The sequence below is a fragment of the Cutibacterium nasicola genome, assembly GCF_051303185.1.
In the GTDB taxonomy this organism is placed as follows: Bacteria; Actinomycetota; Actinomycetes; order Propionibacteriales; family Propionibacteriaceae; genus Cutibacterium.
Genome location: NZ_JBPPGE010000005.1, coordinates 225,115 through 248,472, shown reverse-complemented (window position 1 = coordinate 248,472; position 23,358 = coordinate 225,115). Strand labels below are relative to the sequence as shown.

General features: G+C 62.5%; 16 protein-coding genes and 1 pseudogene. 9 read left to right on the top strand and 8 right to left on the bottom strand.

Annotated features, from left to right (window positions below):
- Window positions 1–20: 20 nt before the first annotated feature.
- Both ACSJJT_RS10090 and ACSJJT_RS10085 read right to left on the bottom strand, forming a co-directional pair.
- Window positions 21–2,924 (bottom strand): FAD-binding and (Fe-S)-binding domain-containing protein, encoded by a 2,904-nt coding sequence (locus ACSJJT_RS10090; RefSeq protein WP_435918146.1) that lies wholly within the window; start codon window positions 2,922–2,924, stop codon window positions 21–23.
- A gap of 4 nt (window positions 2,925–2,928) precedes the next feature.
- Entirely contained in the window at window positions 2,929–3,486 is a 558-nt protein-coding gene (locus ACSJJT_RS10085; protein ID WP_435918175.1) for a MarR family winged helix-turn-helix transcriptional regulator, read from the bottom strand.
- Window positions 3,487–3,628: 142 nt separating this feature from the next.
- On the opposite strand from ACSJJT_RS10085, the gene ACSJJT_RS10080 reads away from it, so the two are divergent.
- On the top strand, window positions 3,629–5,536 hold the full coding sequence (locus ACSJJT_RS10080; protein ID WP_435918174.1) for an AMP-dependent synthetase/ligase: 1,908 nt from the start codon (window positions 3,629–3,631) through the stop codon (window positions 5,534–5,536).
- Window positions 5,533–6,378, top strand: a complete 846-nt coding sequence (locus ACSJJT_RS10075; RefSeq protein WP_435918145.1) for an acyl-CoA thioesterase — start codon at window positions 5,533–5,535, stop codon at window positions 6,376–6,378. Before ACSJJT_RS10080 ends, ACSJJT_RS10075 begins: the two co-directional genes overlap by 4 nt.
- A gap of 7 nt (window positions 6,379–6,385) precedes the next feature.
- On the opposite strand, the gene ACSJJT_RS10070 is transcribed toward ACSJJT_RS10075, so the two are convergent.
- From ACSJJT_RS10070 to ACSJJT_RS10060, 3 genes are all read right to left on the bottom strand, one after another.
- Entirely contained in the window at window positions 6,386–8,059 is a 1,674-nt protein-coding gene (locus ACSJJT_RS10070; RefSeq protein ID WP_435918144.1) for a glycoside hydrolase family 13 protein, read from the bottom strand.
- 90 nt (window positions 8,060–8,149) lie between these two features.
- Window positions 8,150–9,598 carry an NADP-dependent phosphogluconate dehydrogenase gene (gnd, locus tag ACSJJT_RS10065; RefSeq protein WP_435918143.1) on the bottom strand — a complete coding sequence of 483 codons (1,449 nt, stop codon included), beginning with the start codon at window positions 9,596–9,598 and terminating at the stop codon, window positions 8,150–8,152.
- A 258-nt stretch (window positions 9,599–9,856) separates the two neighbouring features.
- Window positions 9,857–10,783: a putative endonuclease domain-containing protein gene (locus tag ACSJJT_RS10060; RefSeq protein WP_435918173.1), complete on the bottom strand. Its 927-nt coding sequence runs from the start codon at window positions 10,781–10,783 to the stop codon at window positions 9,857–9,859.
- Window positions 10,784–11,151: 368 nt separating this feature from the next.
- Here ACSJJT_RS10060 and ACSJJT_RS10055 point away from each other — a divergent pair.
- Window positions 11,152–11,353, top strand: a pseudogene (locus ACSJJT_RS10055) (hypothetical protein).
- A 68-nt stretch (window positions 11,354–11,421) separates the two neighbouring features.
- On the opposite strand, the gene pepN reads toward ACSJJT_RS10055, so the two are convergent.
- On the bottom strand, window positions 11,422–14,016 hold the full coding sequence (gene pepN, locus ACSJJT_RS10050) for an aminopeptidase N (RefSeq protein WP_435918172.1): 2,595 nt from the start codon (window positions 14,014–14,016) through the stop codon (window positions 11,422–11,424).
- 189 nt (window positions 14,017–14,205) lie between these two features.
- Between pepN and ACSJJT_RS10045 the strand changes: the two genes are divergently transcribed.
- The 3 genes from ACSJJT_RS10045 (at window position 14,206) to ligA (ending at window position 18,848) form a co-directional block, all read left to right on the top strand.
- Window positions 14,206–14,808 carry a mycothiol-dependent nitroreductase Rv2466c family protein gene (locus ACSJJT_RS10045; RefSeq protein WP_435918142.1) on the top strand — a complete coding sequence of 201 codons (603 nt, stop codon included), beginning with the start codon at window positions 14,206–14,208 and terminating at the stop codon, window positions 14,806–14,808.
- A gap of 126 nt (window positions 14,809–14,934) precedes the next feature.
- Complete coding sequence (locus ACSJJT_RS10040) at window positions 14,935–16,509, top strand: histidine-type phosphatase (RefSeq protein ID WP_435918141.1); 1,575 nt, start codon at window positions 14,935–14,937, stop codon at window positions 16,507–16,509.
- A gap of 116 nt (window positions 16,510–16,625) precedes the next feature.
- Entirely contained in the window at window positions 16,626–18,848 is a 2,223-nt protein-coding gene (ligA, locus tag ACSJJT_RS10035) for an NAD-dependent DNA ligase LigA (RefSeq protein ID WP_435918140.1), read from the top strand.
- 96 nt (window positions 18,849–18,944) lie between these two features.
- Here ligA and ACSJJT_RS10030 read toward each other — a convergent pair whose 3' ends face one another.
- On the bottom strand, window positions 18,945–20,234 hold the full coding sequence (locus tag ACSJJT_RS10030; RefSeq protein WP_435918139.1) for a GNAT family N-acetyltransferase: 1,290 nt from the start codon (window positions 20,232–20,234) through the stop codon (window positions 18,945–18,947).
- Between the two features lie 71 nt (window positions 20,235–20,305).
- Between ACSJJT_RS10030 and ACSJJT_RS10025 the strand changes: the two genes are divergently transcribed.
- Complete coding sequence (locus ACSJJT_RS10025) at window positions 20,306–20,779, top strand: ribose-5-phosphate isomerase (RefSeq protein ID WP_435918138.1); 474 nt, start codon at window positions 20,306–20,308, stop codon at window positions 20,777–20,779.
- Here the strand turns inward: ACSJJT_RS10025 and ACSJJT_RS10020 are convergent.
- Window positions 20,768–21,007 (bottom strand): hypothetical protein, encoded by a 240-nt coding sequence (locus ACSJJT_RS10020; protein WP_435918137.1) that lies wholly within the window; start codon window positions 21,005–21,007, stop codon window positions 20,768–20,770. The genes ACSJJT_RS10025 and ACSJJT_RS10020 overlap by 12 nt on opposite strands.
- An 88-nt stretch (window positions 21,008–21,095) precedes the next feature.
- Here ACSJJT_RS10020 and ACSJJT_RS10015 point away from each other — a divergent pair, with 88 nt between their 5' ends.
- Window positions 21,096–21,914: an Fpg/Nei family DNA glycosylase gene (locus ACSJJT_RS10015; protein WP_435918136.1), complete on the top strand. Its 819-nt coding sequence runs from the start codon at window positions 21,096–21,098 to the stop codon at window positions 21,912–21,914.
- Window positions 21,915–22,012: 98 nt separating this feature from the next.
- Entirely contained in the window at window positions 22,013–23,290 is a 1,278-nt protein-coding gene (locus tag ACSJJT_RS10010; RefSeq protein ID WP_435918171.1) for a hypothetical protein, read from the top strand.
- The last annotated feature ends 68 nt before the right edge of the window (window positions 23,291–23,358 follow it).

Below are 23,358 nucleotides of genomic sequence, written 5' to 3'. Positions count from 1 at the left end.
CTAAGAGTTGGGCCACACCGTCATTGTTTGCCGCGGGACGACAGGTGTGAGGCGAACAGCTCCGAGAAGGTGAGGGCTCGCTGTCCCGTCAGGTCAGAGGTCTGGCGTCGACAGGAGAACCCATCGGCCAGGATGATGGCCTGCGGTCCGGCCTCGTTGATGGCCGGAAGGAGGTTGTTTTGGGCAACCTTCACCGAGAAGTCGTAATGACCGTTCTCGACGCCGAAGTTCCCGGCGTATCCACAGCAGCCGCTGACCACTTTGACCTTCGCCCCCGCAGCTTCGAGCAGACGCCTGTCCGGGCCGAAACCGAGGATCGAGGCATGGTGACAGTGGGGCTGGGCGACGACGGTGTGGCCGGCCAGAGAAGGCGGGGTCCATTTCGCCGCCTCCAGCATCTCAGCGACGGTGTGCATGTTCCGGGCGACGCGGCCAACCCGTGGATCGTCCGGAAGAAGGCGCATGGCATCGTCCCGCCACACGGTCGTGCACGACGGTTCCAACCCGACGACCGGGACGTTCGCGTCGGCCAGGGGAGCCAGTACCGCCAGCCCTGCCCGCAGCCGACGACGGGCGCCTTCGAGCTGACCAGTGGTGATCCAGGTCAATCCGCAGCAGACGTCATCGGAAAGGACCCTGGGGTGGTAGCCGGCGTCGGCCAGTACCGCAACGACCGCGGAGAGGTCTGACCCCTCCAACATGTCGGAGAAGGAGTCCACCCATATGGCGACGTCACCCTTGTCCCCGCTACGGCGAGTCGGTGAGGTCGATCTCGTTGAGGGATTCTCGGTGGCAGGCGAGGTCGAAGTTCCCTGTTTTGCCACGATGGTCTGGGCTGAGGTTGCGTGCTCGCTGGCCAGCCTGGCCGAGGACTGGAACCGCGGAAGCGGACGGCGCTGGTCGACGCCAGCCGTCCATCGGGCCAAGTGGGCGAAGGCCGAGACCGACAACACCTTGTTGGCCAGGGCTAGCGCTCCCGGGATGCGATTGAGGAGACGTTCCCACAGTGGCAGTAGGCCCATGGTGACGTAGGAGCGGGGGCGAAGTCGGTGGCGGTATTTCTCGTTGAGGACCGTACTGCGGTAACTGGCCATGTCGATCCCGGTAGGACAGTCGCGAGCACACCCCTTGCAGGCCATGCAGAGGTCGAGAGCCCGTTCCACCTCGGGGGAGTCCCAGCCGTCAATGAGAGTGCCGTTGACCATCTCCTTGAGGATGCTGGCTCGGCCGCGGGTGGAGTCCACCTCGAGTCCGGAGGCCTGGTACGAGGGGCACATCACTGCGCTCGGAGCGGTGTGGGCGATGCACTTTCCGACTCCGGTGCAGCGATGGACGTTGGCGGCGAATTCGGGATGGGAAACGGTGATCGCGGAAAGAGCCGATTCGTGGGTTCGGATATTGGTCTCGAGCGGTGCGGGATCGACGAGAATCCCCGGGTTGAACACGTTGTCCGGGTCGAGGATCGCCTTGACCTTGCCGAAGAGGCTCAGGGCATCGGGGGAGTACATCGTGTCCAACAGGGCCGAGCGTGCCCTGCCGTCGCCATGCTCACCGGAGACTGACCCACCATGCCGTGCGACCAGTTGCGCCGCCTCGGTGACGAAGGAGCGGTAGCGCTGGGGTCCGTCGGACTGATCGAGGGGGAAGTCGATGCGACAGTGCAGGCATCCCTCGCCGAAGTGGCCGTAAGGCAGACCATGGAGGCTATGGTCTGCCAACAAGGACTCGAAGTCGCGGAGGTAGGGGCCGAGGTCGACTGCCGGAACGGCCGAATCCTCCCATCCGGCCCAGGCTGGCTTGTCGAGGCTGACTCCGGCCAGCCCTGCGCCGTCAGCCCGGATCCTCCAGAGGGCTGCGGCCTGATCTGGATCGCAGACCACCCAGCCATCGAGGCATTCGCTGGCAGCGACCATGTCTTTGGCGCGCGACGCCACCTCGGCCTCGTCGTCGCCGCGAAGCTCCACGAACATCCAGCCGTCGCCACGCGGGAGGTCGGGAACCGGTCGTCCTGCCCGAGAGACCACGTCGACAATCCGGCGCCCAAATCCTTCGCAAGCGACGGGGGAGAAGGGCAGCAAGGCCGTGACCGCATCGGCGGCCTCGGGCATCGATGGGTAGCCCAGCGCCACCGTCAGCCCACAGGGAGCCTCGCGGACAAGTCGGACCGTCGCCTTCGCGACGATACCCAGGGTGGCTTCCGTGCCCGCGATGAAGGCTGGAAGATTGCGGCCACGCTCGGGCAGCAGCCACTCCATTGAGTACCCGGAGACTTGACGGGAGAAAGTTGCGAATTCGGTCCGGATGGTCGCAAGATTCGCGTCTGCCACATCAGCCAGACGTTGCGCGAAAGGAACCGTGAGGTCACCGGGGCGGAGGGTCGTGACGTGACCATCAGCAGTGAGGAGGTCGAGGTCGACGATGTTGTCGCCGGTACGTCCGTACCCCAAAGCCCGCGGACCGCAGGCGTTGTTTCCGATCATCCCGCCGATGGTGCAGCGAGTCGATGTGGAGGGGTCCGGGCCAAACCGCAATTGATGGGGAGCCCCGGCATGCTGAAGCCAGTCCTGGACCACGCCGGGCTCGACAACGGCGGCAGCCGATTCGGGATCGAGGGAAAGGATGCGGTTGAGGTGCGCTGCGGTGTCGATGATGAGGCCGGTCCCGACGGCATTGCCAGCACAGGTCGTACCGGCGCCACGGGTTGTCACGGGTAGACCAACGTGGCTGGCTGCAGTGACTAGGGCACAGAGCTCATCAGTACTTCGTGGATGGGCAACTGCAGCGGGGACAACTCGGTAAATCGAGGCGTCGGAGGAGTACAAGGCGCGTGCCAGCCGGGAATCGTCCAGGATTTCCACGGCAGAGGCGTCCAGACCCCTCAGGGTTGAGTGAAAGTCCTGAAGAATGTCCGTGGTGGCCGTCATGGACTCAGTCTGACACGGAAAGGACAGCCTTCATGGCCCGTCCCAAGGCCGAGAAATCCTCTGGATTGATCGGGTCAACGAAAATATGCCGGACCGCGCGGACATGGTCGGGGGCGGTCTGCCGCAACAGGTCCATCCCGTCGGGAGTCAGCCTTGCGACCACTCCACGACGATCTCGCACGTCAGGCTCACGCACGACAAGGCCGCGGCCCTCGAGCCGCTCGATGGCGTGAGTGAGTCGTGACCTTGACTGATGTACCTCGCTGGCAAGGACAGACATCCGGACCGCGTGATCGGGAGCCTCCGAAAGACTGACGAGGATCTCGTACTCGCACAGCTCGAGGCCATGGCGCCGTAGATCCTCCGAAAGGTGCGCAGTGATACGAGCTGATCCGAGGAGCCAAGCTCGCCATACTCGTTGCTGTTCAATGCTCAGCCAGGGGGCTGCCGCTGACCGCTCCACCTTCGGCCCGACATCCTCAAAAGGCGTTGTCGATGGCGTATTCGAGGCATCGTCATCATGAATGCTGCGCCTGGAACCGCCCTGTGACATGATGAATATCGTACCCGTGGTGCGAGGAACGTACTCCTGCCCACTCCTGTGGACACCTACCTATGGGTGGCGCTGGGAATTGTGGGGATCGGCCAATGCGCCATGCAATAGCGTGGTGGGAGTCATTTTTGACCGAGAAGAGGGTGAGTTGATGAGGCGTACCAGTGACGAGGAGCCCCTTGCTCTGCAGCGCAAGCTCATTGCGTCCTCCGCCAAGAACTTCGCGACGATGCTCGATCGACAGGCGGATGCCCATCCCAATCGCATCGCCTTTCTTACTCCCTCCGGTGCTGACGATGAGGCCAACACCTGGCTCCCCATGACCTTTGCTGAATTCCGTCGTCAGGCCCACGAGGTGGCTGCTGGATTGATGGACTTGGGGCTTTCTCGGGAGGGACGCGTCGCCCTGCTCTCCGGAACGCGCACCGAGTGGATCATTGCCGACATGGCCATCTCCTGTGCTGGTGGCGCGACGACGACGATTTACCCGAATTCCGGGCCGGAAGAGGCCAGTTTCATCCTGGTGGACTCCGAGTCGTCCGTTCTTTTCGTCGATTCCACGGCCCAGGTCGCGAAGATCCAGGGCAGGCCCGAGGTCGATGCGGTTGTTCGGCACATCATCAGTTTTGCCGACGATTCGGCCGAGACCGGCGTCCGGGATGACCGACTCACCACCATGGCTGACATCATTGCGAATGGACGGCGACGCCTGGCCGCCGAGCCGGACCTCGTGCGGCGCATGATCGATTCCGTCGAACCCGACGACCTGTGTACCCTCATCTATACCTCTGGCACGACGGGCACGCCCAAGGGAGTCGAGCTGACTCACCGGGCATGGACGTACATGGGCCAGGCATGGAAGAGCCTCAACATGTTCCGTGGCGGGGACGTCCACATGTTGTGGTTGCCGTTGTCCCACGCCTTCGGGAAATGCCTCATCGCCATCTGTGTCGAGATTGGCATCACCCAGGCAGTCGAGCCGCGCATCCCACGGTTGGCCCGAAGTCTGGGCGAGGTCAAACCGCGCGTCATGTGCGGTGTGCCGCGTATCTTCGAGAAGATTCGTGCCGGCGTCATGACGGCATACCCCCAAGGACGTCTGGCAAGTCGTGTCTCGCGGTGGGCCTTCGCAACCGGACGCGATGCCCAGAGCTATCGCAACGCCGGCGATCGCGCACCCAGGATGCTTGAGGCCAAGCGGAAGATCGCCGATGCGCTGGTCTTCTCCACCCTGCGTCGCAAACTTGGCGGCATCGAGTTCATGATCTGCGGTGGTGCCAAGTTGTCGGAGCAGGTCCAGCAGTGGTTCTCCTCCGCCGGGATTCCCATCGTCGAGGGGTATGGGGCGACCGAGGTCGGGGCAGTCGCGTTCTTCAGCGGGCCCGATGCCATTCGCCCCGGCACCGTGGGACCGGCTGCCCCTGGCTGCCTCGCACAGATCGCCGAGGATGGCGAGATCCTGGTGTCGGGACCGATCGTTGCTCGTGGTTACCACAACCTCCCGGAGAAGACGGCAAAGGCGTTCACTAACGGCTGGTTCCACACAGGCGACATCGGCGAACTCGATGAGATGAACTATCTGCGCATCACCGACCGCAAACGTGACCTGTTCAAGACCTCTGGCGGAAAGTACGTCGCCCCACAGAAGGTCGAGGCCACCCTGATGGCCAATTGCCCGTACCTGTCCAACGCGGTTGTCCTGGGCGAGGGACACAAGTACGCAGTGGCCCTCCTCACCCTCGAGAAGAGCGCTCTCATGACGTGGGCACGTCGGCATGGGCGTCCTGGCGCCAGCTACGCCGAGCTCACAGCAGACCCGGACGTGCGTCGCAGCATTCAGCGGTATGTCGATCGCGCAAACTCCCGCCTCGAACGCTGGGAGACCGTCAAGAAGTTCGCAATCCTCGACCACGAGCTGACCGAGGACGCTCATTCGGTCACGACCAGCCTCAAGGTGCGTCGGGGGGTCGTGGTTGAGAAGTACTCCGACATCGTTGACGAGATGTTTGCCGACGAGAATGAGCAACTGGGTGCGGCCAAGGGAGGCGACGCACCGTGACGGGTGCCGTTGTCGTCGACATTCCGCTGCGATGGTCCGACATGGATGCGCAGGGACACGTCAACAACGTACGCATCAGCGAGTTGGTTCAGGAGTCTCGAAATCAGGCGTTCTACACCAACGGTGCCCAGGAGATGCTTGAGACGGGGATCGTCGTCGTCACTCAGGATGTCGAGTTCTTCGCCCCCTTCGTCGTGGATGGGAGCCCGCTACGGGTCGAGGTTGGTTGCTCCAAGGTCGGCGCGGCCCGAACCGTCCTGGATTACCGTGCCTGGCACCATGACCTTGAGGTCACTCGGGCACGCGGAATTATTTGCCCCTTCGACTTCGACGCAGGACGACCGCGTCGGCTCACCGACGGCGAGCGAGGCGCCTTTGAGGCCATGAAGATTGAGGAGACACCGTGGAAGCCGATCAAGATCGTTGACGTCTCCGAGGTCGGTGACATCGTCGAGGTCCCTATCCGGTGGTCTGACGTCGACCGGCAGGGCCACGTCAACAACGTCAGCATGGCTGGGTACCTCCAGGAGGCCAGGATCCTCGCGACGACGTCGTGGTCGCCAGGGATGAGACGAGCCGGCGACCACCTGTGGGTCGTTGTGCGTCAGGACATCCGTTATCGACGTCAAGTGCTGCCGTCGCAGCGGTCATGCAAGGTGCACACTGCGCTCACGCGGCTGGGAGCCTCGTCAATGACCCTTGCCGGGTCGATTGGCACGGAGGCGGGATCTGCCCTCGATGCCGCAACTGTGCTCGTCTGCGTCGACCCGGACACCGGAGCCTCGGTCCCGATCGACGACCGGACGAGGGAGGCGTTGGCAGCCCACCTCGTCACGGTCTGATCGACGTTCAGGCTCGCAGCCACACGGCTTGGTCACGGCCGACGGATGCGAGTTCGTCGTGGATCTCCAGTGAAGTTGAGCTGACGATGATCTTGTCTGTGTCCACGGTTACGGCCTCGTCACCGAAATTCACGACGCAACGGAAGTCAGGCTCACGGGAGAAGTCGAGGACATCGTCGGCCGACTCGTTCCATGTCATCGTCCCGGCTCCCAGGGCAGGGTTGTTCCGACGCTCAGCCAGGAGAGTGCGGTAAAGGGCCAGGAAGGATGACGGATCGTCTTGTTCGGCCTCGACCGTCCAATCAGCCCAGTCGTGCGGCATCGGAAGCCAACTGTCACTCGCTGATGACCACCCGTAGGGGGCCTCGGAACCGCTCCACGGGATCGGGACGCGGCAGCCGTCACGACCGCGGTCAGTGTGTTCAGAACGCTCCCAGGTGGGGTCCTGCAGGACGTCGTCGGGGAGGTCCTCCACCTCTGGCAGGCCGAGCTCCTCACCCTGGTAGACGTAGGCGCCGCCAGGAAGGGCAAGCTCGAGCATGACGGCCGCGCGGGCTCGACGGCGTCCTAGAGCGACATCGGTCGGTGTGCCGTGGAACTCGGCATGGGGGGCAGCTGGATCTGAGAAGTCCAGACCTGAAATCTTCTTGCCATAGCGGGAGACAGGGCGGAAGTTATCGTGGTTGCCCAGCACCCAGGTGGCACTTGCCCCCACTGACTCGTGGGCTGCCAAGGATTCGGTGATGGTGGTGCGAAGCGAACGGGCCGACCACGCCGAGATGAGGAACTCGAAGTTGAACGAGGTGTGTAGCCTGTCCGACTCGAGGTAGCGCACCAGACGGTCGTGGGGGAGATATGCCTCGGCGACGAACATTCGCGGACCCCCAGGGGTGTCGGCGTATTCGTTGGCGATGGCTCGCCAGCGACGTTGGATGGGCGCCAGTCCAGGCTGATCCCACATCGGGCTGTCCCCGACGAGCTCTCCGATCTCCTCGTTCTCGGGTAGGTCGGGGAGGCCGGATTCCTTGACCATCGAGTTGGCGACGTCAATGCGGAAACCATCGACGCCGCGGTCGAACCAGAATCTCAGAACACGGTCAAACTCCTTGAGGACATCCGGGTTCTCCCAGTTCCAGTCGGGCTGGGAGACGTCGAAGAAGTGCAGGTACCACTGCCCTGGGGTTCCGTCGGGCTCGGTGATGCGTTGCCATGCACCACCTCCGAACACCGATGGCCAATTGTTCGGAGGGAGTTCACCGTTCTCGCCGCGGCCATCTCGGAAGATGTAGCGGTCGCGTTCAGGCGAACCGGGGGCAGCTGCGAGGGCTTCCTTGAACCACGGATGCTCCTCGGAGGAGTGGTTGGGGACCAGGTCGATGATGACTCGTAGGCCCAATTTGTGGGCCCGTTCCACGAGCGCGTCAGCGTCATCGAGAGTCCCGAAGTCAGGGTTGATGTCGCAGTAGTCGCTGACGTCGTAGCCGCCATCGGCCAGTGGGGAGGGGTACCACGGTGAGATCCAAAGGGCATCGACACCCAGGGCGACGAGATGGTCAAGGTGTTCGGTGATGCCGCGGATGTCGCCGATGCCGTCGCCGTTCGAGTCGGCGAAACTGCGCGGGTACACCTGGTACACAACGGCGGACGTCCACCAGTCGTGGGTCGTGGAAATAGTGGTCATGGGAGTCCTTGAAAAGTTGCGGGGGTTGTCAGGAGCAGGGGTAGAGCCACGGCGACTTGCGGTGGCCGCTGCCGTGGAGTTGCTGGGAGGTCAGTTTACGCGGGCTTCGCGTCCATCGCCGGACCAGTTGACGTGCCAGGAACCCTCGTCGTCGACACGACGGTAAGTGTGCGCGCCGAAGAGGTCGCGCAGCCCCTGGGTGAGGGCGGCGTTGAGGCGTGGTGCGCGAACCTGGTCGTAATAGCCAAGGGCTGAGGAGAATCCCGGAACTGGGACTCCGGCCGCGACTGCTCGGGCGACGACGCGACGCCATGCCTGCTGGCAGCGAGCCAGTTCGGCCTTGACGGAGGGTGCCTCCAGGAGGGTGGTGAGGTCACCAGCGGCATACTCGTCCTTGATACGCTGAAGGAGACAGGCTCGGATGATGCAGCCGTCGCGCCAGATGGAGGCGACTTGGCCCATGTCGACTTCCCAGTTGTACTCGGTCGCAGCGGTGCGGATCTCGTCGAGCCCTTGGGCGTAGGCGACGACCTTCGCGGACCACAGGGCGTCACGAACGTCGTCAATGAACGCCTGACGATCATCGACGGAGATGGTGCGGTCCGGCCCCTCAAGGGTCTGCTGGCCCACCTTGCGCAGCGGAAGGGCGCTGGAGACCGAGCGAGCGAAGACGGCCTCACTGATGGTGGAGACGTCAACTCCGAGCTCGAGAGCTGTCTGGACGGTCCAGGTACCTGTTCCTTTCATCCCTGCCTCGTCGCGGATGACGTCAAGGAGGTCGGTGGCAGGATCGCGAGGATCCTTGGCGCGCAGTACCCGGGAGGTGATGTCGACGAGGTAGGAATCGAGATCGCCGTGGTTCCAGGACTCGAAGACGTCTGCGGCCTCGGCATTCGTCAGACCGGCAGCGCGCAAGAGGGCATGGGCCTCGCCGATGAACTGCATGTCGGCGTACTCAATGCCGTTGTGGACCATCTTGACGAAGTGCCCGGCGCCATCAGTGCCCATCCATGCGCAGCAGGGCTCACCGTCGACCTGTGCCGAGATTTTCTCCAGAACCGGGCCGATGGCTTCATACGACTCCTTGGAGCCCCCCGGCATGATTGACGGTCCCTCCAGCGCGCCGACCTCGCCACCGGAAATGCCGGTGCCGACGTAGTGGATACCGGTCGGGCGGATCTCTTCCTCCCGACGTCGAGTGTCGCCGAAGTAGGCGTTGCCGCCGTCGACGAGAACGTCGCCCGGCTGGAGCAGGGGAGTGATCTCCTTGATGACAGCATCTGTGCCACGACCGGCCTTGACCATCATGACGATGCGGCGCGGGCGCTCGAGGCTTGCGACGAAGTCAGCCAGATCATGGAATGGCAGAAAGGTCCCCTCGTGGCCGTGCTCGGCCATGACCTCGTCGGTGCGTGAAGCTGTGCGGTTGTACACGGCGACCCGGAAACCCTTGTGGGCCATGTTGCGGGCCAGGTTAGACCCCATCACGGCCATCCCGATGACGCCAACCTCGGCGGTCTGTGGCGCAGTGTCACTCATGCGATTCCTCCTAGATGTCTCACCTCCATCTTTCCAGGCATTTCCGTGCGGTGCAGCGCGGCTGGCTGGAGATGGCGTGAGACAGTGATGATGGTGGAGGTTGTGGTGACGGAATTCAGCGGTGTTACCGGGATCGCCACGCCGGGCATGACTGCACTCGGGCTGATGAGACATCTTGAACACAGATGCTGCGGTGTCAGGCGCAGTGGCGGCAGGTTTCTCCTCAAGGAGGTGCGATGAGGGCGGACATGGCAGCGGTTAAGCTGGAGCCAGACCAAGCATGATCCGCGAAAGGTCGCGGTCGGACATCATAAACTTCGGACGATGCCGCTTGTGGATCCGCTGTGCCAGCCACTCCAGCACGAATCGTGGCCGTTGCTTGAGCATTGTCGGAGTGATGTGAAGCATCCGCCAGCCATGTCGATCCAAACTCGCTGACCGCAGCATGGTCGCTTCGTAACCTTCAGGTGTGCCGTGTACGCAGCGACCGTCGACCTCAACCCCAACCCGTTCCGCGTCGAAGGCTTGGTCGAGGGTAAAGGCTCCTTCGGCCGTGTCCACCCGCTTGTTGGAGTGCCACCCGGTGAACCCGACTGCGCGGAGTGCCCGGGACAACCACAATTCCGGCACTGACCAAGGATTGAAGGAAATATCGGCCAGGGCTGCAGTGATGCGGTGACGGCTGACCTTCCACGACAGGCAGGAACGAGCTGATCGGCAGGAACGCGGGGTGACGAGTTTTTGTCTCAGCGCCTCACAGACCCATTCCCATTCTCCTCGAACGGCCATGAGGAGGACGGAGGCCTCAGGAATCGCCATGGACACGTCGCGGTATTGGGTGACGTACCGGCGCGGAATCCGCCATCGATGTACGAGGATTCCGTCTCGTTTGATGCCTCTCGTCCGTGAAAACGCCTCCACCTCGTGGACTGCGCTGAACTCTCGTGTCCGGCTGCCGGGTGGAATCATTCCTTGCGCAACGAGGGCGGCTTTACCAATGATGACCGTATCTGCATGCCACATGTGTATCGCTTGCATCTTCACTCGAGGATCGTCAGCTCGTCCGGCATCCGCAACGATTCCCGGGAGCATGCGTATCGCGCGTCCGGCTTTCACGGCGCGGTCAGCCTGCCCGCGTGTTCTGCTGAAACGATGTATCCGCACGACACCGCCGTTGTCCGCCATGGCTAGTTCAAGTTCGTTCACACCAACAGTTATCGGCAAGACATCAGGCGATCCGTCAGCCAATTCAAGATCTGTGGACAGCGTCGGGAGAGTCACGGAGAAGGTTGTGGACAGTCTCAAGGAATGAGGCCCGGGGATGCAAACGGAGAGGAATTCACAGCACAGCGATCAAGGAAGCCCACCATCTTCCATGACAATGAGAGATGTCAGGTTTCAGGTGGTCCCTGTCTGACGTGGTAACCCGGGGAAGACGGGCCTTCCATGACCGAGAAGAGTCCACGATGCGCCATGTGTCCGTGTTTGCCAACTCCCCATGGAGCCTCCAAGGTCGATCTGAAACCGGCGCGACGACGCTACGCGAGCTCACGATCGATGCGCTGGCCCCGGTGCCCATGAAAACTTCGCCTGGCTGGCCCGAGGTCGACTTCAGCTCCGTACGCCTGCTCATGCTGTGTGTCGTGTGGCCGATCTCCGCGGCCATCCCCTTCATCCCTCATTGGCTGGGGAGTCCATGTCGCCAAAAAGGACGCGGCAGCAAGAACGTTGACTGATTCTGGTCGCGCAGCGTGAGTGCTGATCACAAAGATGATAGTGGCCCCGAACCATAATGGTTCGGGGCCACATTCATGTGTCACAGATCAGTGACAGCTGGCCGCCTGGCAACGCAGGGTGCGGCGCGCATTGTCAGCGCGCTCGGCCAGAACGCGCCGCATGGTGCTGCCCGGGTTGTTCTCGGAAACCCAACGATCGAGCTTGTCGAGCCATGCCCCGTCGATGACCTCGGTACTTGGGAAGAGCCACATCAGGGCGTTCTGGACCTGGGCGTGACCGGCCTTGGCCCACTGGCCCTCGTGGGAGTCGATGGATTTGCACAGCTCCAGGTAAGGATTGACGTACTGCGAGAGCACCTTGGTCTGATCGGGCTGAATGAACTGGCTGACGAGCTGGCGGTAGGTCTCGTTGGGCACCGAGTCGTCGGTGGTAGCGCGGTGCCAAGCAGTCAGCTTGGCCTCAGCCGTTGGCATCGCAGCGCGAGCGCCAGCGGCCTGCTCCGATCCGGAGATGGTGTTGTCATGCTGCAATTCAGTAGTGATCTCCGGCTCGCCGACTCGGCCCATACTGGCCAGGGCGATGAGGAGACGCCAACGCATTCCCTGATCGATGTCGAGCCCCTCGGGCACCTCTTCGCCGTTCAGCCACCCCTTGAGCAGGTCGGCGGCATCCTTCGTGGCAGCAGCGGTCAGACCGTTGGCGTAGGCCACCTGATGGTCCGAACCGGGCTCGGCGTCACGTAGCCCCGTCGCCAAGATCGCAACGAGGCGATTGCGCACATCCTGACGAGCTCCAGGAATGGTGTAGGAGATCGCAGCGGTGGTGGCCTGGCGAATGAGGGAGGTGACGGCCGTCAAATCCGTCTCGCTGGGAAGCCCCTTGCCAACCAGGGCGACGTAGTCCTGAGCTTTCATCTCGGCGTCGCGGCACATGTCCCAGGCCGAACTCCAGCACACCGCCCGGGCCAGCGGATCAGACAGGGCGTCAATGTGCTCGATGAGGGTGGCCATCGAATGATCGTCCAGACGGACCTTCGCGTAAGTCAGGTCGCCGTCGTTCAACAGGACCAGATCACCACGGGAATGTCCGACGAGCGCGGCGATCGGGGTGCGCTCGTCATGGATGTCGACGTCGAGGCGTTCGGTCCGAACGAGCTTGCCGTCGGTCAGTGCGTAGATCCCAATGCCCAAGCGATGGGTTCGCAAGGTGGGGTACTTCTCGATGGCCGTCTGGACGATGTCGAAGCGGGTGAAGTTGCCGTTCTCGTCAACGTCGTAATCCGGACGGACGGTGTTGACCCCTGGGGTGCGCAGCCACTGCTCAGTGAAGGAGGACAGATCGCGTCCCGACGCCACCTGGAGCTGGTGGAGGAGATCCTTGAGTTCAGTGTTCGAGAAGGCGTTCTGGGCGAAATAGGTGCGCACGCCAGCCAGGAACTCGGCTTCTCCGACGAAGGTGACCAGTTGCTTCAGGGTCGAGGCACCCTTGGCGTAGGTGATGCCGTCAAAGTTCTGCTCGACGGTGTCGAGATCGATCATGTCAGCGGCGATCGAATGCGTAGTCGGCAGCTGATCCTGGGTGTATCCCCACGTCTTGCGCTGGTTCGCGAAGGAGACCCATGGGTCAATGCCGCCGTGCTGCTCGACGATCTTCTCCTGGCAGTGATGCGACGCCCATTCGGCGAAGGACTCGTTGAGCCAGAGATCGTCCCACCACGTCATGGTGACGAGGTCGCCGAACCACATGTGAGCCAGCTCGTGCAGGATGGTGTTGTCGCGGTTCTCGTAGGCGGCCGAGGTGACGCGGGACCGGAACAGCAGATCGTCACGGTGGGTGACGCAGGCAGCGTTCTCCATGGCTCCGGCGTTGAATTCCGGCACGAAGGACTGGGTGTACTTGCCGAAGGGGTACGGGTAACCGAATTCGGACTCGTAAACCTCAAATCCACGTTGTGTGGTGGTGCGGATTTGGTCGGCGTGGAGGTACTCTCTCATCGACTGACGGCACAGAATGTCAGCGTCCATTTCGCCAGACAATGCGTGAATGGTTCCGTGATCGACGTGGTATTCGCCGGCGACAAGGGCCGTCAGATACGTCGAAATCGGAAGGGTGGGCTCAAAACACCACCGTGACATCCCTTCCCAAGGGCCTTCCGTGGGTTCTGGGGTGGGGGAGTTTGAAACGACGGTCCAACCAGTCGGAGCGATGACCTGCAGCTCGAATGTCATCTTTTGATCGGGCTGCTCGAAATCGGCGTACATACGCCTGGCATCTGCAATCTCGAACTGGGTGTAGAGGTAAACCTTACCGTCAGCCGGGTCGACGAAACGGTGCAGGCCCTCACCCGAATGGGAGTAGCGGCACAGCGCCGTAATCGTGATTTCGTGAGTTCCCGCTTCCGTGGTGAACGGGAAACGATTATTCGAGAATGCGGCTGGATCCAGCGGGGTGCCATCGAGGTCTGCGGCGTAGACACCGTCAGCAATGAGGTCAAGATGGCTCTCGCCACCGGTTGACGAAAACTCGATGGTCGACGAGGAGACGAAGGTGTCGGTCGGCTCGGCGAGCGGATCGCCGTTGGGGTCACGCCCAGAAAGATCAACGAGCACCTTGGAGCTGTGCGCTGTGATGACCTGGGAGCGCTGCTGCGCTTCCTCACGCGTGATGTTGACCGAACTCATCATGCCTCCGTGGAACGTGCGTCAGTTGAGGGTGTACGAAAGCCCCAACCATTTCCGCAAAACTGTATCGGTCCTTGCCTTTCACTGTCTCGTTAAGTGAGAACTGTGTCTCGCGTCATTACTGCGCCTTACGCGAACAATGACAGGGTCGGGGTGTACGCGTGGGGGCGCGTGCGGTTGGCTGGAGCCATGACCACAACAGTTGACTTTTGGTTTGATCCGTCCTGCCCCTGGGCATGGATGACGTCACGCTGGATGCTCGAGGTGGAGAAGGTCCGTGACGTCCATACCGTCTTCCACGTCATGAGCCTGGCCGTCCTCAATGAGGGACGTGATCTGCCGGACGGCTATCGTGCCGAGATGGACAAGGCGTGGATCGGCGCTCAGGCTGCCACTGGCGTCGTCGAGGTGCACGGGCAGGAAGCTGTCCGCGACTTCTACACCGCCCTTGGAACCCGCTACCACCTTGGCAAGGAGGAGCGCAGCATCGAGACCGTCAAGGCAGCGTTGGTGGAGAGCGGCTACGACGAGTCCATCGCGGATCGTGCTGACAAGGGAGAGTTCGATGAGGCCATGCGTGCGTCACACCACGAAGGTATGGATCCGGTCGGACAGGACGTCGGTACTCCCGTTCTCCACATCAATGGCATGGCACTCTTCGGGCCGGTGATGTCCCCTGCTCCGAAGGGTGAGGAGGCTGGTGAGCTCTTTGACGGGTTCGAGAAAGTGACGGCCTACCCCGGGTTCTTCGAGCTGAAGCGGACCCGAACCGTGGGGCCGATCCTGGATTGATCCGCATCTGGGACTGTCACCGGGAGACCATTGAAGCGTTGATCGGGCGTCACCTGCCGTACATGGAGGTGACGCCCGAATCAGTGAGGGTATGGCCAAACTGATCGATCTTCTCGGGAGCACACCATGCCTTCCAGACCTTTCCGTGTTCTTGGCGCCATGGCTGTCGGGTGTCTGGCCATCACCTGTGCACCAATTGCTCATGCTGACACCGACGACTCGCTGTCGACGAAGACTCCGTATCGCTATTCCGGTGGCACCTTGCAGGCCCCGCCCGCCGGATTTCACCCCGTCAACACTCAGGTCGTTGCCCGCCACGGCTCTCGTGGCCTGTCGAGCTTCAAGTACGACGCCCTGACGATGGCGATCTGGGAAAAGGCCAATGAGTTGGGAGCTGTGACTCCCCTCGGCCAGGATGTTCACGCCCAGGCCATGAAACTTCATGAGGCCAATGAAAATCTCGGCAACGAGGACACCTGGGCCCACATGGAGGCCGACGGAGTTGAGCTCAGCAAGGGCAACAAGCTCGAGAGGGGGTACGGCAACCTCACCGAGGTGGGAGCTGATCAGCATCGTCAACTGGGTGAGCGTCTGGCCCACCGGATGCCCGAGATCTTCAACGGGGAAGACAACACGGTCGTCGTGGAGTCCTCGGGAGAACCGCGTGCTGCGGAGTCCGGATACGACTTTGTCACTGGATTGCTCCATGGTGCCCCGCAGATGAGCGGGCATATGTCACGCGCCATCAAGGCCGACACCAAGACGCTGTACTTCCACAAGGACAAGTCGAACCCGGACTACAAGGCTTACAAGGAGTACCAGGACAGCAAGGAACTCTCTGATTACGTCGATGCGGTGAATTCGCGTCCGGAGGTTCGCAAGGCCGCCCGTGAGGTTCTGGAAAAGATCTATACAAAGGACTTCGTCGACCGATTGGCAGCAGGGGAGTGGACCTTCGAGACCCCCGAGGGCAAGAAGGCCAAAAACGACGTCGACGCGGCCCTCAACCTGTACAACCTGTACATCATCGCTCCCTCGATGGCTGCTGAGACCAAGGTCGACTTCGCCAAGTACTTCACGAAGGACCAGGCCAATGTCTTCGCGATGTCCCTCGACGCTGAGGACTACGCCGAGAAGGGTCCCGGCTTCCAGGGATCGGACATCGCCCATCGCAATGCCCGCCCTCTTCTTAACGATTTCCTGGCCCAGATCGATCAGCAGACCAAGGACCATCCCAAGGGATCGGCGACCTTGCGGTTCGCCCACGCTGAGACCCTCGTTCCCTTCGAGGCGCTCATCGGCGCACCTGGATCTCGTACCCAGATCAGCCCGCAGGACACCAATTTCTGGCAGGCCACAGATTGGCGGGGTGCCAAGGTGGCTCCGCTGGCCTCCAACGTGCAGTGGGACGTCTTCGAGTCGGGGTCAGGGCAGAAGGTCGTCCGGATGCTCCTCAACGAGCAGCAGGCTACTTTCGGACGTGGCTGTCGTCCGATCTCGGTGAACTCATTCTTCTACACTCTCGACGAGCTCAAACATTGCCTGACTGGTGCTTCCATTGCTGATGGTGGTTGGTTGGTGAAGCCGTCTGGTGACGGGCCGTCGGCCCCGACCACGCCGGCTCCTTCCTCCACCGCTCCGACCGTGACGCCGAGCAGGCCAGGAGACTTCGCCGGGGCACTTCCGGCTACCGGAGTCTGAAAACCACTGTGGGGACCGGTGGCCGCGGAGCTTCCGCGGCCACCACACCTCGTTGTGGGAGGCAGGTCGACTGATACCCGAATGCACAGGTATGGGAACTGCGCAAGGATGGGACCATGGTTGACGATCCCACCCGAGGCGACGAGTTGGAGGCAAGTGAGTCCGAGTCCGAGGCGCGTCATCGCTGGACTGAGCTGACCGAACGCGTCCTGGACGCCCAGGACGCCTACTACGCCAACGACGCCCCGACGATTTCCGACGCCGAGTACGACCAACTCATGATTGAGCTGAAGAAGCTCGAGGACGATCGCCCTGAGTTGAGGACCCCGAACTCACCCACCCAGCGAGTTGGGGCTCCACAGCGGGTGACCGACTTTGCCCCGGTGGAGCATCTGGAGCGCCTGTTGAGTCTGGACAATGTCTTCACCCGTGACGAGCTCTCGGAGTGGATGAACAGGGTCGCCACGTCCGTCGGGGGAGTCCCGGACTTCCTGTGCGAGCTCAAGATCGATGGCCTTGCCGTCGATCTCGTGTATCGCGATGGTGAACTCGTCTCGGGGGCCACCCGTGGCGACGGTCGCATTGGTGAAGATGTCACCGCGAACGTGCGCACGATCAAGGCGATCCCGCAGAAACTGGCTGGCGACGACATCCCAAGCCTGCTCGAGGTACGAGGTGAGGTCTTCTTCCCGGTCGCCGACTTTGCCGACCTCAACGCCGGTCTCGTCGAGGCTGGCAAGAATCCCTTCGCCAATCCTCGTAACGCGGCCGCGGGATCGTTGCGACAGAAGGATTCGCGGGTGACGGCTTCACGTCCCCTGTCGATGATCGTTCACGGGTTTGGCGCCGTTGAAGGACATGAGTTTCCCAGCCAGGGACACGCGTACGACAAGCTCGCCGAATGGGGCTTGCCGGTGTCGCCGTACCTCAAGATCGTCGAGAACGCCGAGCAGGTGCATGAGTTCGTCACTTCCTGGGGAGAGTCGCGTGACGAGGCCTCCCACCAGATCGACGGTGTGGTGGTCAAGGTCGATGACGTCTCTCTGCAACGCAAGCTTGGTGCAACTTCTCGAGCTCCCCGATGGGCCATCGCGTACAAGTACCCGCCGGAAGAGGTAAACACTGAGCTCCTTGACATTCGTGTCAATGTCGGGAGAACGGGCCGCGTCACGCCGTACGGGGTCATGAGGCCGGTGACCGTTGCGGGATCGACTGTCGAGATGGCCACCCTCCACAACGCCTTCGAGGTCAAGCGCAAGGGAATCCTCATCGGAGACACCGTGGTATTGCGGAAGGCCGGCGACGTCATTCCCGAGATCTTGGGCCCGGTTGTCGAGTTGCGTAACGGTTCGGAGCGGGAGTTCGTTATGCCCGATCACTGCCCCAGCTGCGGCGCTGAGCTAGCGTACGAAAAGGACGGTGACAAGGATCTTCGCTGCCCGAACGCCAAGGAATGCCCTTCTCAGCTGCGAGAACGTGTTTTCGGGCTGGCGTCGCGCGGCGCCCTCGATGTCGAGGCGCTCGGATGGGAAGCCGCCATCGCTCTGGTCGACCCGGAGAATCAGCGACCGGATGAGGGTGAGGTTGCCGAGGGGCTTCCGGACCGGCAAGTCCCGGTGCTCAACTCAGAAGCAGGGCTCTTCGACCTACAGCCCGACGACCTGGCCGAGGTCAAGGTGTGGCGTCGTCGGAAGATGCGCGGGAAGGTGGGCCCCTGGCAGCTCGAGCCCTACTTCTTCACGAAGCCGACGGCGAAGAAGCCCTCCGTGCCAACTACCACGACCAGGAAGATGTTCGACGAGTTGGCCAAGGCCAAGGCCCAGCCACTGTGGCGGGTTCTGGTGGCGCTGTCGATCCGGCACGTCGGGCCGACGGCGGCCAGGGCACTCGCCACCCACTTCGGTTCGATCCCGGCCATCCGGGAAGCATCCTTGGAGGAGCTCGCCGGGGTCGCCGGGGTTGGCGAGATCATTGCGGAATCGGTGCAGCAGTGGTTCGAGGTCGACTGGCACCAAGACATCGTCAGCCGGTGGGCTACAGCTGGGGTACGAATGGCCGACGATCGCGACGAGGCACCCGAGCAGACCCTGGGAGGGCTGACTGTGGTCGTCACGGGAAGTCTGGAGGGATTGACCCGTGACGAGGCCAAGGAGGCCATTGTTTCCCGAGGGGGCAAGGCCGCCGGATCGGTGTCGAAGAAGACCGACTACGTCGTTGTGGGAGAGAACGCAGGGTCCAAGGAAACCAAGGCACGCGAACTAGGTCGTCCGATTCTCGACGAGGCGGGGTTCCGATACCTGCTCGAAAACGGCCCACAGGGAGTCACAACCGTTGCGTGATGGTCGATCTTCCCGGGCCGCCACGCGGGACACAGCTGGCAGGACACACATGTGGGCCGGGCACGAACGCCCGGCCCACAACGTCCTGATGAGAACTCAGAACTCTGAAATGTTGTGAGCCACGTCGACGGTGGAGAACATCCGGTCGACGGCCGCGATCTGCTCGTCAGTACCGGTGATGCGGTGGGCAGCGGCCAGCGAGAACCCGCGTCCCATGCCGAAGTACAGTGACCCGAGGGCAGCCACATCGAGGGTGGCGGCATCAGTGGAATCGTCGACCCGAGTTACCGTGGCTGGTGCTCCTGGGGCATCGACGTCGACACGCCACGTACCCTCGGCGTAGCCCATCGAGTCGGTGACGTGAAAGGTCACCGAGCCCTGGTGATCCCAGCCTCGCACTGCCATCGCCCGGTCGACGTCAAGGATGCGGAGCCACCCGAGATCAGTGTGACTGGTGAACTTGATCACCCTCGGATCCTCGACCGCCCACGGTAGCGGCGTAGCGGGATTGACCTGCCGTGCCTTGATCGTCTCGATAAGGTCGACGGAGGCCAGGAACTCCCACAAGGCGACCTCAGCATTCGGGGTGGTGGCCACCATGTCAACGACGGTGATCTGCGAGCCGAAGTCCTTGTCAATTTCGTAAGACACGACGCCATCAGGTTCTCCGTCGTCATCGTGGTGGACGATCGAACGGACCCGACGGTTCGGGCCATCCTTCTGGGGGTTCCAGCGTCCGGAGGCGAAATCGACATGCCAGGACTGACGGTTGTGGGAACCTCGATGGGCATGATGGAACTCGGAGAACACCTTGAGGCGCAGATCATCGATGGTCAGCGGATCGGCCATCGATACCGTTCCGCTCGGTTCGTGGTTGAGCTTGAACCGGCCATCCGCGACGATCTCGACGTTCTGAGCACGAGTGGAGATGCCGTAGCCAAAACGTCCGTAGATGCTTCCCTCGGTGGCCGTCAGCGCGGCAAAGGGCAGACCCTCCTCCTTGGACCGGCCAAGGGCATTCGTCATGAGGGTGCGAAGCAATCCACGACGGCGGTGACTGGCACGCACGGTCACGTCGGTGATGAAGGTGGCCGGTTCGAGATGACGATGTCCGGTGTTGATGGTGCTGGGGTACGCGGCCATCGTGGCGACCGGGAGTCCCGGGAACTCCGGATCTGGGTCAGGCTGCCGGATCGTCCACAACCGTTGACCCTCGACATAGGTGGCGTAGTGCTCGAGCTCGGCGTCGGATGGTTGTGCCTGGTGGAAGCCCAGTGCCACGGCACGCAGGACATTGTCGACCTCGTCGCTGCGAGAACCGTCGCTGGTGACAAGCTCCAAGCGATAGGGGTCAGGGGCCTGGACGGATGAGGTGCTTTCAGCCATACCCTTCACGCTAGCGGAGTTGATCCCTTGTAAAGGGCCAACCGGCTGGACATCGGTGCCATGATTGAACCATGACCTTCAAGCCTTCACACGTTCATATTGGTACCGATCACGCGGCCTTCGAGCTCAAGGAGTTCCTTGTCGACAGGCTGACCAGGGCTGGGTACCAGGTCGTCGACCACGGCGCGACGAGCTACGATTCCCTCGACGATTACCCGGACTACTGCATTCCGTGCGCTCAGGCCGTCGTAGCTGAGCCTGGTTCCCTGGGCATCGTTCTGGGCGGTTCGGGGAACGGCGAGCAGATCGCGGCCAACAAGGTCAAGGGAATTCGTGCTGCGCTTGCCTACACCGTCGAGACTGCCGAGTTGGCCCGTCTCCACAATGATGCCAACGTCGTGTCCCTTGGTGGCCGGATGCAGACTCACGAGGAAGCGTGGAGGATCGTCGAGACCTTCCTGACGACGGACTTCTCCCATGAGGACCGTCACCAGCGTCGTATTGACAAACTCACTCGCTGGCAGGACGAGGGCTCACTGGGTTGAGCCGTCCTCATCAGACTCTCTGACCGGGCTGGCGGTGGCTCGACGACGAAGATCCGCCAGCACGGTCGGCCACTCTCGGCCTGGCTCGGGCATCTGGGGCCCAGCGGCCGGCTCAGATTGCTCAGCAAATTCGCGCACCCTCAAGGCGCGGTCTCCACCGAGAATGGGTCCACGGCCGCGTCCGTGGTCGTGGGTGCGTCGGGTTTTGCCGTGGGCCGAGGCATTCATGTGACCATCCTGCCGCAAGTACACCTCGCCGTACTCATCAGTCCACGATTACCACGTCATCCCATCTACCTCGAGAGGACAACCGTCTGTGCCTGAAGGCCACGTCATCCATCGTCTTGCCACCGCCATTGGTAACGCCTTTGCCGGAGAACCGGTTGAGGTCACCTCGCCGCAAGGCCGTTTCACCGAGTCTGCAGCCATGCTCGACGGGACGGTACTGGCGTCTGCCGAGGCATGGGGCAAGCACCTTGTCGTTGATTTCGACAATCATCGTGACGATCACCTGCTTCACATCCACCTGGGGCTTGTCGGGAAGCTTGAGGTGGGGCCGTCAGCTCCGGTGGTCGGGCACGTCAGACTGCGCATCACCGACGGTGTCACGGCTGCGGATCTGCGTGGACCCCAGACTTGCGAACTCATCAACGACGATGGCTGGGCGGCGGTCGCGACAACGATCGGGCCAGACCCCATTCGTGACGGCGCAGACCCCGAGACTGCGTGGCGCAAGGTGCGACGGTCCACTCGCCGGATCAGTGACCTGTTGCTGGACCAGAAGATCGCAGCAGGGGTCGGCAACATTTATCGAGCTGAAGTCCTCTTCCGGCATCGGATCGATCCAGCGACCCCTGGCACGCAGATTTCCCACTCGACATGGCTGGCAATGTGGGATGATCTGGTCATGCTCATGCGCGCCGGGGTCGAGGCAGGCCGCATTGACACCGTCGGGCCGGAGCACACTCCGGAGGCGATGGGGCGACCACCTCGCGTTGATCGCCACGGTGGCGAGGTCTACGTCTACCGACGAGAGAATCAGCCATGTCTGGTGTGCAATACGCCGGTGAAGATGGTCGCACAGGGAGGGCGTCACCTGTTCTGGTGCCCACGTTGCCAACGTCGGCATCACTGACGGTTGAGTCGGGTCTGGAGGTCAGGATGAGTCACATCAGCGTCGGTCAGCCGTGGACCCTGGTGTCATGTCAGGAGTCCGCCGCCGACTGTTCGTGGATGTGGACCCACCCGTGCGGAGCGGTGCTGTCTGCCCGGCTACGCCAATCCGACGAGGCCGAGCTCGTCGCCGGAATCACCATGCCCCCCGGCGTCGACACGGCAAAAGTGACGGTTCCCGGTCCGATCTGGGTCCTTGACGATCCGCTCCCTGCTGCTGTGTGGGCGGCTGGGGCTCACGGTCTCGTCGTCACCAGAACTTGCCGCGACGGGCATCCGGTCCTCATGGTGTGGCGGCAACACATGGGTGATTCTTACGCGGTGGACGAGGGCGTCAGCCTGCTCGGAAGCGAACTTGCCTTGACTCCGGGCAATGCTCGGATGGCCTTGTGGCGTGGTCGGTTCGCGGATGACATCGGGGAGGCGCTGAGCTCCCTTCCTGCGTGGTTGCCAGCCGAGACCATCGTGGACCATCCCGAGGAAATGATGTGTCACACCCCCGATGCGGGCATTCTCGTCGATGGGATCGAACACACCAGCGAGACGATCGGCCCGCTGCCGGTCGGGGCGCACGATTTGGCAATTCATGAGTCCCGGGGAGCCACCCGAGTATTGATCGGCTGGTCTCCCGATCTTGCCACGGCTGTGGGCGCAAGGGGCGACGAGATTCTTTCCGGTTTTGATCCACGCACCGTCACCGGACCACAGACATGGCTCCTCATGAGCGCAGTGAGCCTGAGGGTCGCACCATTCTCCGCTCTGGACGTGGCCGTCGAGGGCCTCGAGAATGTCCTGTCGCGGCCGTTCAGCTCTGCCGAGGACCACGTTGCTCGGCTTCTCACCTGCTGTGCAGCGTTCCGGTTGGGTCATCGGATGAGTGATTCTGAACTGCGCGACGAGGGATTGCGGCGGTTGTGGGACTTGCCGTTGGACGAGCCAGGAACGTTCATGTCCCGCTGTATCGCCTCGGCCGAGCTGGCGGAGCTGGCTTCGGGACATGTGTGGGTCAATGTCGTCTCGGGCGAGGGGGAAGATCCACTGATACGTGCCGAGAGAGCCATGTGGACCGGAAGGTGCGCGAGCCGGGATGCCGACGAGGCCGTGTGGGAGCTGGGAGCTTTCCTTCCGACCGTTCCTGGCGGGCCTCTCTACGCGCAGGGTCACCGAGTTGCCAGACGCCGAGCGGCTCTTGCCTATGCCATGACGACGGTGTGGCCAGAGGGGCTGACGAGTTCGTTCGGCTCGACCCGGGTGGGGGAATTGCGTCAACGGACGTTGAGGCGGCTCCTCGTCAGTGAGCATCTGGATGACGAGGAGCTGGCTCTTCTGACATGGTGATGTCGCCGAAACGATGTTTGTCGGGATCATGAATAGGTTGAACAAGTCTCGTTGTGCCACGGTTGTGC

What these genes read in the sequence shown, in the direction of transcription:
- ACSJJT_RS10090 (WP_435918146.1), bottom strand. Translation starts at nt 2,924, where the DNA reads ATGACGGCCACCACGGACATTCTTCAGGACTTTCACTCAACCCTGAGG.
- ligA (WP_435918140.1), top strand. Translation starts at nt 16,626, where the DNA reads ATGGTTGACGATCCCACCCGAGGCGACGAGTTGGAGGCAAGTGAGTCC.
- ACSJJT_RS10020 (WP_435918137.1), bottom strand. Translation starts at nt 21,007, where the DNA reads ATGAATGCCTCGGCCCACGGCAAAACCCGACGCACCCACGACCACGGA.
- ACSJJT_RS10025 (WP_435918138.1), top strand. Translation starts at nt 20,306, where the DNA reads ATGACCTTCAAGCCTTCACACGTTCATATTGGTACCGATCACGCGGCC.
- ACSJJT_RS10010 (WP_435918171.1), top strand. Translation starts at nt 22,013, where the DNA reads ATGTGGACCCACCCGTGCGGAGCGGTGCTGTCTGCCCGGCTACGCCAA.
- ACSJJT_RS10040 (WP_435918141.1), top strand. Translation starts at nt 14,935, where the DNA reads ATGCCTTCCAGACCTTTCCGTGTTCTTGGCGCCATGGCTGTCGGGTGT.
- ACSJJT_RS10060 (WP_435918173.1), bottom strand. Translation starts at nt 10,783, where the DNA reads ATGGCGGACAACGGCGGTGTCGTGCGGATACATCGTTTCAGCAGAACA.
- pepN (WP_435918172.1), bottom strand. Translation starts at nt 14,016, where the DNA reads ATGAGTTCGGTCAACATCACGCGTGAGGAAGCGCAGCAGCGCTCCCAG.
- ACSJJT_RS10070 (WP_435918144.1), bottom strand. Translation starts at nt 8,059, where the DNA reads ATGACCACTATTTCCACGACCCACGACTGGTGGACGTCCGCCGTTGTG.
- gnd (WP_435918143.1), bottom strand. Translation starts at nt 9,598, where the DNA reads ATGAGTGACACTGCGCCACAGACCGCCGAGGTTGGCGTCATCGGGATG.
- ACSJJT_RS10080 (WP_435918174.1), top strand. Translation starts at nt 3,629, where the DNA reads ATGAGGCGTACCAGTGACGAGGAGCCCCTTGCTCTGCAGCGCAAGCTC.
- ACSJJT_RS10030 (WP_435918139.1), bottom strand. Translation starts at nt 20,234, where the DNA reads ATGGCTGAAAGCACCTCATCCGTCCAGGCCCCTGACCCCTATCGCTTG.
- ACSJJT_RS10045 (WP_435918142.1), top strand. Translation starts at nt 14,206, where the DNA reads ATGACCACAACAGTTGACTTTTGGTTTGATCCGTCCTGCCCCTGGGCA.